Origin of the sequence: Crassaminicella profunda (assembly GCF_019884785.1) — a bacterium.
Lineage (GTDB): Bacteria > Bacillota > Clostridia > Peptostreptococcales > Thermotaleaceae > Crassaminicella > Crassaminicella profunda.
In genome coordinates this window covers 4077539-4090540 of record NZ_CP082326.1, presented here as the reverse complement: position 1 = coordinate 4090540, position 13002 = coordinate 4077539, and the positions used below count along the sequence as shown (strand labels likewise).

Below are 13002 nucleotides of genomic sequence, written 5' to 3'. Positions count from 1 at the left end.
TTGGTTTTGAGAGTATAAAACTTTCAAAGATCCAGTGACTACAGCGAAGGGGTCACACCTGTTCCCATACCGAACACAGAAGTTAAGCCCTTCAGCGCTGATGGTACTTGGTGGGTAACTGCCTGGGAGAGTAGGTCGTCGCTGGTTAAAAAACTCACATCGAATAAGTGTCGATGTGAGTTTTTTTGTGCATAAGGGTGTACCCAGCAAAGCTGTATGTAATTTTCTTATTGGTGAAAGTCTAGTCTAGGTGGTTGTCAAGAAGCTTAGTAGCTATAGGAGCAGCGTTATTAGAAATGATAGTGTTTGAAACTTACACAAAGTGAACTCGTTTTACTAAAGTAAAATATTGTAACTTCAGGTGGAGATTCTACTCCACTTGAAGTTGCAACATTCTATTTATAGAAGTTAGAGTCATATGAATTGATCAAATATTTAAGTGGTTGAATTAAATTTAGAGGTTATAAGGAAGAATTTTAACAACTTATATCATTCAATGTAAATATTTTTTTAAAATATAGTTGACATTCAAAGTTATATATGATATAGTATTAATTACCGTTTCGAAAGAAGTGGTATTTTAAAACTAGAAAATATTCAAAACAAGAAAAAAATTCTAGTTGACTTAAGGCAAGATACATGGTAAGATAGTTCTTGTCGTCGCTGAAAGAAACTTTTTATAAAACAAAAAGTTCTTGACAGCAAGAGACAAAAATGATAAGATGATTAAGTTGCCAAATGGTGACTGATTCAAAAAGTTTGATCTTTGAAAACTATACAGTGTAAGAAATTAAGCCAGATATATGGACTATAAAAGTCCAAAACGTTCAATTCAAAACTTTTATACTTGAGAGTTTGATCCTGGCTCAGGATGAACGCTGGCGGCGTGCCTAACACATGCAAGTCGAGCGTGAAGCTCTTTATTGATCCTTCGGGTGATTTAAAGAGTGGAAAGCGGCGGACGGGTGAGTAACGCGTGGGTAACCTGCCCTATACACAGGGATAGCCTCGGGAAACCGGGATTAATACCTGATAAAACTCTAGTATGGCATCATACATGAGTCAAAACTCAGGTGGTATAGGATGGACCCGCGTCTGATTAGCTAGTTGGTAAGGTAATGGCTTACCAAGGCGACGATCAGTAGCCGACCTGAGAGGGTGATCGGCCACACTGGAACTGAGACACGGTCCAGACTCCTACGGGAGGCAGCAGTGGGGAATATTGCACAATGGGCGAAAGCCTGATGCAGCAACGCCGCGTGAGCGATGAAGGCCTTCGGGTCGTAAAGCTCTGTCCTAAGGGAAGAATAATGACGGTACCTTAGGAGGAAGCCCCGGCTAACTACGTGCCAGCAGCCGCGGTAATACGTAGGGGGCAAGCGTTATCCGGAATCACTGGGCGTAAAGGGTGCGTAGGCGGCCAATAAAGTCTGGGGTGAAAGGCTACGGCTTAACCGTAGTAAGCCTTGGAAACTTATTGGCTTGAGTGCAGGAGAGGAGAGTGGAATTCCTAGTGTAGCGGTGAAATGCGTAGATATTAGGAGGAACACCAGTGGCGAAGGCGACTCTCTGGACTGTAACTGACGCTGAGGCACGAAAGCGTGGGGAGCGAACAGGATTAGATACCCTGGTAGTCCACGCCGTAAACGATGAGTGCTAGGTGTCGGGGGTCGAACCTCGGTGCCGCAGCTAACGCATTAAGCACTCCGCCTGGGGAGTACGGTCGCAAGACTGAAACTCAAAGGAATTGACGGGGACCCGCACAAGCAGCGGAGCATGTGGTTTAATTCGAAGCAACGCGAAGAACCTTACCAAAACTTGACATCCTTTGCATTACCCTTAATCGGGGAAATCCCTTCGGGGACAAAGTGACAGGTGGTGCATGGTTGTCGTCAGCTCGTGTCGTGAGATGTTGGGTTAAGTCCCGCAACGAGCGCAACCCTTGTCTTTAGTTGCCAGCATTTCGGATGGGCACTCTAGAGAGACTGCCGGGGATAACTCGGAGGAAGGTGGGGATGACGTCAAATCATCATGCCCCTTATGTTTTGGGCTACACACGTGCTACAATGGCTGGTACAACGGGAAGCGAAAGAGTAATCTGGAGCCAATCTTAAAAGCCAGTCTCAGTTCGGATTGTGGGCTGCAACTCGCCCACATGAAGCTGGAGTTGCTAGTAATCGTGAATCAGAATGTCGCGGTGAATGCGTTCCCGGGTCTTGTACACACCGCCCGTCACACCATGGAAGTTGGGGGCACCCGAAGTCAGCTATCTAACCTTTTGGAGGAAGCTGCCGAAGGTGAATTCAATAACTAGGGTGAAGTCGTAACAAGGTAGCCGTATCGGAAGGTGCGGCTGGATCACCTCCTTTCTAAGGAGAATAGGTTTGTTTCTTACACTGTCTAGTTTTGAAGGATCAAGTGATCTTTCAACTTTGTACTTTGAAAACTAAACAATGCATATATAAAAAGATTAATACTACAATTAATCTGAGAAAATCAAGAACAATGAAACTAATAAACGTAAAGTTTATTAGTACTCCAATTACACAAAATATAAAATTTTGGTAATTGAAGCATGGTCAAGTTATAAAGAGCATAGGGCGGATGCCTTGGCACTAGGAGTCGATGAAGGACGTGGTAAGCTGCGATAAGCCTCGGGTAGCTGCAAGCAAGCTTTAATCCGGGGATTTCCGAATGGGGGAACCCACTTAGGGTAATACCTAAGTACCATCTACTGAATAAATAGGTAGATAGGAGACATACCAGGGGAACTGAAACATCTAAGTACCCTGAGGAAGAGAAAGAAAACTCGATTCCCTGAGTAGCGGCGAGCGAAAGGGGAAGAGCCCAAACCTAAAGAATTTTCTTTAGGGGTTGTGGATATACTCATTAAGAAAGAGGCTATTGTAGTCGAAGAGGTCTGGAAAGACCCACCGAAGAAGGTAACAGTCCTGTAGATGAAACAAGAAGACTTTCGAGTATACTCCAGAGTACCACGAGACACGTGAAACCTTGTGGGAAGCTGGGGGGACCACCCCCCAAGGCTAAATACTTCCTAGTGACCGATAGCGTATAGTACCGTGAGGGAAAGGTGAAAAGAACCCCGGGAGGGGAGTGAAATAGAACCTGAAACCCTATGTTTACAAGCAGTGGAAGTTCTTTTTATGAACGACCACGTACTTTTTGTAGAACGGGCCAACGAGTTACGGTATGCAGCAAGGTTAAGTTATTTTGTAACGGAGCCGCAGCGAAAGCGAGTCTTAATAGGGCGATTTTAGTTGTATGCCGTAGACCCGAAACCGGGTGACCTATCCATGAGCAGGTTGAAGCGGAAGTAAAATTTCGTGGAGGACCGAACCCATGTCTGTTGAAAAAGGCTGGGATGACTTGTGGATAGCGGAGAAATTCCAATCGAACTCGGAGATAGCTGGTTCTCCCCGAAATAGCTTTAGGGCTAGCCTTAAAGGTAGTGATACGGAGGTAGAGCACTGAATGTCCTAGGGGCCCTCACCGGTTACCGAAGACTATCAAACTCCGAATGCCGTAATCATAACTTTAGGAGTCAGACTATGGGTGATAAGATTCATGGTCGAAAGGGAAACAGCCCAGATCGTCAGCTAAGGTCCCTAAGTACAGGTTAAGTGGAAAAGGATGTGGGATTGCATAGACAACTAGGATGTTGGCTTAGAAGCAGCCATTCATTCAAAGAGTGCGTAATAGCTCACTAGTCGAGTGATCCCGCGCCGAAAATTACCGGGGCTCAAACCTGTCACCGAAGCTACGGCATACCGTTTGGTATGGGTAGGGGAGCATTGTATATGGGTTGAAGCTGTACCGTAAGGAGCAGTGGACTATATACAAGAGAGAATGTTGGCATGAGTAGCGAGAGGCAGGTGAGAATCCTGCCCGCCGAAAACCTAAGGTTTCCTGAGGAAGGTTCGTCCACTCAGGGTTAGTCGGGACCTAAGCCGAGGACGAAAGTCGTAGGCGATGGACAACAGGTTGAAATTCCTGTACCACCGAAAATCGTTTGAGCGATGGGGTGACACAGAAGGATAGGTTAAGCGCACCGTTGGTTGTGTGCGTCTAAGCGTTTAGGAAGTTAGGATAGGCAAATCCGTCTTAACAATTCTGAGGCGTTATGGGGAGCGAAATATAAGTAGCGAACTTACTGATTCCACGCTGTCAAGAAAAGCCTCTAGTTAGATCTAGGTGCCCGTACCGTAAACCGACACAGGTAGGTGAGGAGAGAATCCTAAGGCGAGCGAGAGAACTATTGTTAAGGAACTCGGCAAAATGACCCCGTAACTTCGGGAGAAGGGGTGCCACGTTAGGGTTTATAGCCCGAGGTGGCCGCAGAGAATAGATCCAAGCGACTGTTTAGCAAAAACACAGGTTTCTGCTAAGTCGAAAGACGATGTATAGGAGCTGACGCCTGCCCGGTGCTGGAAGGTTAAGGGGACGTGTTAGAGCAATCGAAGCACCGAACTTAAGCCCCAGTAAACGGCGGCCGTAACTATAACGGTCCTAAGGTAGCGAAATTCCTTGTCGGGTAAGTTCCGACCCGCACGAAAGGCGTAACGATTTGGATACTGTCTCGACAATAGACTCGGTGAAATTGTAGTACCGGTGAAGATGCCGGTTACCCGCAGCAGGACGGAAAGACCCCGTGGAGCTTTACTGTAGCCTGACACTGGATTTTGGTATTACATGTACAGGATAGGTGGGAGACGTCGATGCATGCACGCCAGTGTGTGTGGAGTCATCCTTGGGATACCACTCTTGTAATACTGAAGTTCTAACCATAAGCTGTGAATCCAGCTTTGGGACACTGTCAGGTGGGCAGTTTGACTGGGGCGGTCGCCTCCTAAAGAGTAACGGAGGCGCCCAAAGGTTCCCTCAGCGCGGTCGGAAATCGCGCGAAGAGTGCAAAGGCAGAAGGGAGCTTGATTGCGAGACATACAGGTCGAGCAAGGACGAAAGTCGGGCTTAGTGATCCGGTGGTTCCGAGTGGAAGGGCCATCGCTCAACGGATAAAAGCTACCCCGGGGATAACAGGCTTATCTCCCCCAAGAGTCCACATCGACGGGGAGGTTTGGCACCTCGATGTCGGCTCGTCTCATCCTGGGGCTGTAGTAGGTCCCAAGGGTTGGGCTGTTCGCCCATTAAAGAGGCACGCGAGCTGGGTTCAGAACGTCGTGAGACAGTTCGGTCCCTATCCGCTGTGGGCGCAGGAAATTTGAGAGGAGCTGTCCTTAGTACGAGAGGACCGGGATGGACATACCTCTGGTGCATCAGTTGTCACGCCAGTGGCACAGCTGAGTAGCTATGTATGGACGGGATAAGCGCTGAAGGCATCTAAGCGCGAAGCCCCCCTTAAGATAAGATTTCCCATAGCGTTAAGCTAGTAAGACCCCAGAAAGACTATCTGGTTGATAGGTCGGAGGTGTAAGGGCAGTAATGTCTTAAGCTGACCGATACTAATAGGTCGAGGACTTGACCAATAAAATATGCATTGTTTGGTTTTGAGAGTATAAAACTTTCAAAGATCCAGTGACTACAGCGAAGGGGTCACACCTGTTCCCATACCGAACACAGAAGTTAAGCCCTTCAGCGCTGATGGTACTTGGTGGGTAACTGCCTGGGAGAGTAGGTCGTCGCTGGTTAAAAAGAATCCAAAACGAAAAAATGTTTTGGATTCTTTTTTTTTATAAGGAAAATAGGTTGGTAGAATTTTTTTATGGAAAAAGTTTTTTTATCAAAACATAATAAACGTTAGTAGTGATTTTTTATGTGTTTACACATTTTTTTTTAAGTGATATAATAAATAGATACTTGTAGGCATGAGAGTTTGAGAGCCGCACAAGTTAACCTATCAATATAGGATTAGCTTTGCGCTTTTTTTAATTATGAAGAAAGTATAATATTAAAAAATCAACTATTCTTTAGAAATAAAGCTTACAAGACTTAATAAGATAGATAATGACTTGTTAAAGATATAAATAAATATTACAAAAATTACTTCTTTAGAAAGATTGAAGTAATGTAAATTTCAAAACTTGAGTTTTTAAAATTTAATTGAGCATATGAGTATAACATAATCTGAATTTTTTTAGGGTAATCTATTTACTTGAGGAGGGGTTTTAGTGAATAAAAATTTTTATGAAAAAGTAGAAGCAAATCCCATTATTGCAGCGGTAAATAGTATGGAAAAATTGGATTTAGCTATTCAGTCACCTTGTGAGATTATATTTTTGCTAACAGGAAATATTTTCAATCTAAAAAGTATTATAGATAAAGTAAAAGATAAAGGTATGGATATTTATGTGCATATTGATTTAATGGAAGGATTTTCAAAGGATACGGTTGCATTAAAGTATATCCATGAAAATATGAAGCCTGATGGAATTATTACTACAAAGAGTAGTCTTGTTAAAAAGGCAAAAAATATGAATATATGTGCTATACAAAGACTTTTTATATTAGATTCTTTGTCTTTAGAGACGGGAATTCATTCAGTAAAATCTACAAGACCTGATGCAATAGAGATTATGCCAGGAATTATGCCTAAAATTATTAAGAAGATACATGATAAAACAAAGTTACCTGTTATAGCAGGTGGATTAATTAATGATAAAGAAGACGTAATACAGAGTCTTAAAGCTGGAGCTATGGGAATATCAACTAGTAGAAAAGAGATTTGGGATATGTAAGAATTATTTACGATCCGCTTTGGGAAACATTAGTGGATCGTAATATTTTTTATATAATATATAATGTAGAAAAATAAGTTTATCACACACAAACTTATGAAAAACGAAAGGAGATCTGTTTTATGAAAAAAACAAAGATTGTATGTACTATTGGACCTGCAAGTGAGCAAAAAGAGATTTTAACAGAACTTATTGAAAATGGAATGAACGTAACACGATTAAATTTTTCCCATGGAGACCATGATGAACACCAAAAGAGAATTGAAACAATAAAAGAAGTAAGAGAAGAATTAGGTATACCTGTGGCTATTTTGTTAGATACAAAAGGACCTGAAATTCGAACAGGAAATTTTAAAGAAGGGGAAGCCTTTCTAAATGAAGGAGAATTTTTCACATTAACAACTAGAGATTTAGTTGGAGATGTGACTATTGGAAGTATTACATATAAAGAACTACCTAAAGATGTAAAGGTAGGAGATACAATTCTTATTGATGATGGATTAGTGGGATTAGAAGTTTTAGAAATTTGTGATGGAACAGATATAAAATGTAAGATCAAGAATTCAGGTATGATTAAGAATCATAAAGGAGTAAATGTACCAGGAGTAAAAATTAATCTTCCTGCATTAACAGAGAAGGATAAAAATGATATTATTTTTGGTATTCAAAATGGAATCGATTTTATTGCTGCTTCATTTGTAAGAAAGGCAGAAGATGTACTTGCAATAAGAAAGGTTTTAGAAGAACACCATGCAGAGGATATTCAAATCATCTCAAAAATTGAAAACCAAGAAGGTGTAGACAACATAGATAAGATCATTGAAGTATCTGATGGAATTATGGTTGCTAGAGGTGATTTGGGTGTTGAAATTCCAACAGAACAGGTTCCACTTGCCCAGAAAATGATGATTCAAAAATGTAATCACGTTGGAAAACCAGTTGTTACAGCTACGCAAATGTTAGATTCTATGATGAGAAATCCAAGACCTACTAGAGCGGAAGTAACAGACGTTGCAAATGCTATATTTGATGGTACAGATGCTATTATGTTATCTGGAGAGACTGCTGCTGGAAAATATCCTATTGATGCTGTAAAGACAATGGCAAACATAGCAAAGACTACAGAGGATGCATTAGATTACAAGGCTATTCTTAGAGAAAAGAGTGTAGGGAAAAATATAAGTATTACAGATGCAGTAAGTCATGCAACTTGTACAAGTGCACAAGACTTAGGGGCGTCAGCAATTATTACAGCTACTTCATCAGGACATACTGCAAGAATGGTATCAAAATTTAGACCTAAGGCACCAATTATTGCGTCTACTACAAATGAAAAGGTTGTAAGAAGATTGTTATTAAACTGGAATGTATATCCTATTATGACAGCTGAAGGGGATTCAACAGATGAGATCTTTGATTCTTCAGTAAAAAAAGCATTAGAAACAGGATATATAAAAGGTGGAGATTTAGTAATCATTACAGCAGGAGTTCCTGTAGGTGTTGCAGGTAGTACCAATACAATTAAAGTTCATATAGCAGGCGATGTACTGATTAAAGGAATGGGTGTTGGAAGAAAATCAGCAGTAGGGAATGTATGTGTAGCAAATAATGCAAAAGAAGCAGATACAAAGTTTAAAGAAGGAGATATTTTAGTTACTATAGCAACAGATAAAGATATGGTACCATATATGGAAAAAGCTTCTGCTGTTATTGCAGAAGAAGGTGGACTAACTTCTCATGCTGCTGTTGTAGGATTAAATTTAGAAAAGCCAGTAATCGTTGGAGCAAATGATGCTACAAAATTATTAAAGGATGGACAAGTAGTAACTGTAGATGGTACAACTGGTTTAGTATATAGTGGAAAAATAAGAATGTTATAAAAACGACAAAATTTTTAGAAAAATCTTTACAAACTGCTTTTGAAATGATATTATATATTTAAATATGAATATTCAAGGCGGAGAAATGGAGAGCCATGCAAATCACCCTATAAGATTGGGTTGGTTTTGCATGGCTTATTTTTCTGTAAGTAGGAGGGAAAACTTGCATTAACAAGGAAAACGTTATCCAAAAAACCAAAAGGGTTATTTTTTTTAGAATGACTAGAAATCGTTTTCCTTGCCATTAAACTACAAAAGGAGGATAGATAAGTAGTAAATGAAATTTTATGTAATAAAAAAATCTTTGTAATAATGAATATTACAAAGATAAAACAATAAAATAGAGAAAATGTTAAATTATTAACAAGGCTCAGGTATTATTTTATAAGATTAAGATAGGGATGTCAATATAAATTAATTATACAAGGGAGGAATATTATGTCAGCATTTATGGGTGAAATTATAGGTACAATGATATTAATTATTTTAGGTTGTGGTGTGAATGCAGGGGTTACACTAAATAAATCTTATTCAAAAGCTTCTGGCTGGATTGTCATTACTATAGGATGGGGTCTTGGTGTTGCTATGGCGGTTTATGCTGTTGGGAGTATAAGTGGTGCACATCTTAATCCAGCAGTAACGATAGGGTTAGCTTCTATTGGAAAGTTCCCATGGACAGATGTTCCAGCATATATTATAGCTCAAATGATAGGAGCTATTATAGGAGCAACACTTGTATGGCTTCATTATTTACCTCATTGGGCTGAAACAGAAGATGCAGGAAGCAAATTAGGGGTATTTTCAACAGGTCCAGCTATAAAGAATACATTTGCAAACATCATGAGTGAAATTATCGGTACTTTTGTATTAGTATTAGGAATATTAGCAATTGGGCAGAATGAATTTGCACAAGGATTAAATCCATTTATTGTAGGTGCATTGATTGTAGCTATAGGTATTTCTCTAGGAGGAACTACTGGATATGCAATCAATCCTGCTCGTGATTTAGGACCTCGTATTGCACATTTCATCCTTCCAATAGCAGGTAAAGGAGATTCAAACTGGGGATATGCTTGGATTCCAGTAGTTGCACCTATTATCGGTGGGGTTCTAGGTGGTGTATTCTTTCAAACATTCTTTTAAAATATTTTTAAGTAGTTGTTAAATGAAAAACTATATGCATTCAATAAAAATAATATCAAAATTATTAAAATAGACGGTCCTAAAAATAGGACAATTTAAAATTCGACAGGGGGAAAAACAATGAAAAAATATGTAATGGCGTTAGACCAAGGAACAACTAGTTGTAGAGCAATCTTATTTGACCATGATGGAAAAATCGTAAAAGTTGCACAAAGTGAATTCACACAAATTTATCCAAAAGCGGGATGGGTTGAGCATGATGCAATGGAAATATGGGGAACACAAAGTGGCGTAGCAAGACAAGTATTAGAAACTGCAGGCGTTAGACCAGACGAAGTGGCTGCTATTGGGATTACTAATCAAAGAGAGACAACGGTAGTATGGGATAAAACTACAGGAAAACCTATATACAATGCAATTGTTTGGCAATCACGTCAAACAGCATCTATTTGTGATGATTTGAAGAAAAAAGGATTAGAAGGTTATATTCGTGAAAATACAGGACTTGTTGTAGATGCATATTTTTCAGGCACAAAAGTAAAGTGGATTTTAGATAAAGTTGAAGGAGCGAGAGAAAGGGCTGAAAAGGGAGAATTATTATTTGGTACCATGGATACATGGTTAATTTGGAATTTAACAAGAGGAAAGGTACATGTAACAGATTACTCAAATGCATCAAGAACCATGCTTTATAATATCAAAGAACTTAAATGGGATGAAAAAATATTAAATGAGCTTGGAATTCCTGCTACTATGTTACCAGAAGTTAAACCAAGTAGTGAAATTTATGGATATACAGATGAAAATACTTTTGGAGGAGCACAAATTCCTATCTCTGGAGCAGCTGGAGACCAACATGCAGCATTATTCGGACAAGCTTGTTTTAATCCTGGTATGGCAAAGAACACTTATGGTACAGGTTGCTTCATGCTGATGAATACAGGGAAAGATTTGATTCCTTCTAAGAATGGACTGTTAACAACTATTGCTTGGGGCGTAGACGGAAAGATAGAATATGCTCTTGAAGGAAGTATATTTGTAGCAGGAGCATCTATTCAGTGGCTTAGAGATGAATTAAAATTAATCAATGATGCTGCAGATAGTGAATATTTTGCAAGTAAAGTAGAAGATACTAATGGGGTTTATGTAGTACCTGCTTTTGTAGGTCTTGGTGCACCTTATTGGGATATGTATGCAAGAGGTACGATTGTAGGATTAACTAGAGGAGCAAATAGAAATCATATCATAAGAGCAACACTAGAGTCTATTGCATATCAAGCAAGAGATGTTTTAGAAGCTATGCAGGAAGATTCTAACTTAGAGCTTAAGTCTGTAAAGGTTGATGGAGGAGCTGTTGCAAATAATTTCTTAATGCAATTCCAATCTGATATTTTAGGTGTTTCAGTACAGAGACCAGAAGTAATAGAAACTACTGCTTTAGGTGCTGCATATTTAGCGGGTCTTGCAGTAGGATTTTGGAAAGACAAAGAGGAAATTGCTAAGAAGTGGAATGTGGATAGAACATTTGAGGCAGAAATGGATGAAGAGATGAAAGAAACAAAATATAAAGGATGGAAAAAAGCTGTTGAAAGATCCTTAAAGTGGGAGTCTGAAGAATAAATCATATAAGAGAAATTATAATGAAATATTTACAATAAATATCTTACATGATAAAGTAAAAAAAATGAATAGAATAAGGTTGAGAAATGGAGAGCCGTGTAAAGCTTCCTAGATAACTAGGGATAGCTTTGTGCGGCTTTTTTATTTTGCAATTTAAAGGAGGGAATCACATGTATGATGTAGCGGTAATTGGTGCCGGTATTATAGGAACTTTTATAACAAGAGAATTATCAAAATTTAATTTAAAAACTGCCATGATTGATAAAGATACAGATATAGCAAATGGAACAACAAAGGCAAATAGTGCCATTGTCCATGCTGGATATGATGCAAGACCGAGTACATTAAAAGGAACGTTGAATGCAAAAGGAAATGCTATGTATGGAAAAGTTTGTGAAGAATTAGATGTACATTTTAAAAGAATTGGTTCTTTGGTTATTGCTAGTAACGAAGAAGAAATGGAAAGTGTAAAAGATTTATATGAAAGAGGACGTAAAAATAATATTCCCCATATGAAGATTTTATCTCAAGAAGAAGTAAGAGCAATGGAACCGAACTTAAATGAAGAAATTATCGGTGCTTTGTGTGCCCCAACGGCAGGGATTGTTAGTCCTTGGGAGTTATCTGTAGCTTTAGCTGAAAACGCAGCAGATAATGGCGCTGAGATTAAGCTTGAAACGGAAGTTTTAAGCATTGAGAAAAATGAAGAAGGATATATAATTTATACAAATAATGGTGAGGTCAAAGCAAAATATATATTTAATTGTGCAGGAGTATATGCTGACAAAATCAATGAAATGGTAGCATCAAGGAGTTTTACCATTCACCCAAGAAGAGGCCAATACAATATTTTAGATAAAAGGACAGGAGATCTTGTAAATCATGTAATCTTCCAAGCACCAACGAAACTTGGAAAAGGGGTATTGGTTGCTCCTACAGTTCATGGAAATTTATTGGTAGGACCAGATGCAGAGGATCTAGAGGATAAGGAGAATACATCAACTACGAGTGATAGACTTACATTTATCAGAGAAAAATCAAGAAAGACAACGATGAAGATCCCCTTTAATGGAACCATTACAAGCTTTGCAGGTTTAAGAGCTGTACCAAGCACAGGAGATTTTATTATAGAAGAATCAAAAGAAGCAAAAGGCTTTATTAATGTGGCAGGAATAGAATCCCCTGGACTATCAGCAGCACCAGCAATAGCAGAATATGCAATTGACATTTTAAAAGGTATTACAGGAGAACTTAAGGAAAGAAAAGATTTTAATCCAAGAAGGAAACCTGTGATTCGTTTTATGGAGTTAAGTGATGAGGAAAAAGCAGAAGCGATTAAAAAAGATCCAAGATACGGAAGGATTATTTGTAGATGTGAAAACATTACAGAAGGTGAAATCGTAGACTCTATCCATAGAAATGCAGGAGGAAGAACGGTAGATGCTATTAAAAGAAGAGTAAGACCTGGTATGGGAAGATGTCAAGGAGGCTTTTGTGGACCAAGAGTTATGGAAATATTAGCGAGAGAATTAAAAATAGATATTAAAGAGGTAGTGAAGGATGGTAAGGCATCGTATATTTTAACAGAAGAGACAAAGAAAGATAAATCACAAGATGTGGTAGAGAGCAGATAAAACATGAAGGGG

Annotated in this window: 5 protein-coding genes and 4 rRNA genes; all 9 read left to right on the top strand. The window is 39.3% G+C overall.

The window, feature by feature from the left end:
• Positions 1 to 30: 30 nt before the first annotated feature.
• Positions 31 to 147, top strand: a 5S ribosomal RNA gene (gene rrf, locus K7H06_RS18770).
• A 696-nt stretch (positions 148 to 843) separates the two neighbouring features.
• Positions 844 to 2369, top strand: a 16S ribosomal RNA gene (locus tag K7H06_RS18765).
• 208 nt (positions 2370 to 2577) lie between these two features.
• Positions 2578 to 5504, top strand: a 23S ribosomal RNA gene (locus K7H06_RS18760).
• Positions 5505 to 5549: 45 nt separating this feature from the next.
• Positions 5550 to 5666: ribosomal RNA gene (rrf, locus tag K7H06_RS18755) — 5S ribosomal RNA — on the top strand.
• The 16S, 23S and 5S rRNA genes sit together here, the layout of an rRNA operon.
• A 480-nt stretch (positions 5667 to 6146) precedes the next feature.
• Complete coding sequence (locus tag K7H06_RS18750) at positions 6147 to 6713, top strand: glycerol-3-phosphate responsive antiterminator (RefSeq protein ID WP_223037531.1); 567 nt, start codon at positions 6147 to 6149, stop codon at positions 6711 to 6713.
• 122 nt (positions 6714 to 6835) lie between these two features.
• Positions 6836 to 8593 (top strand): pyruvate kinase, encoded by a 1758-nt coding sequence (gene pyk / locus K7H06_RS18745; RefSeq protein WP_223037530.1) that lies wholly within the window; start codon positions 6836 to 6838, stop codon positions 8591 to 8593.
• A 438-nt stretch (positions 8594 to 9031) separates the two neighbouring features.
• Entirely contained in the window at positions 9032 to 9736 is a 705-nt protein-coding gene (locus K7H06_RS18740) for an MIP/aquaporin family protein (protein ID WP_223037529.1), read from the top strand.
• Positions 9737 to 9856: 120 nt separating this feature from the next.
• Positions 9857 to 11356: a glycerol kinase GlpK gene (glpK, locus tag K7H06_RS18735; RefSeq protein WP_223037528.1), complete on the top strand. Its 1500-nt coding sequence runs from the start codon at positions 9857 to 9859 to the stop codon at positions 11354 to 11356.
• Positions 11357 to 11526: 170 nt separating this feature from the next.
• Positions 11527 to 12990 carry an NAD(P)/FAD-dependent oxidoreductase gene (locus K7H06_RS18730; protein ID WP_223037527.1) on the top strand — a complete coding sequence of 488 codons (1464 nt, stop codon included), beginning with the start codon at positions 11527 to 11529 and terminating at the stop codon, positions 12988 to 12990.
• The last annotated feature ends 12 nt before the right edge of the window (positions 12991 to 13002 follow it).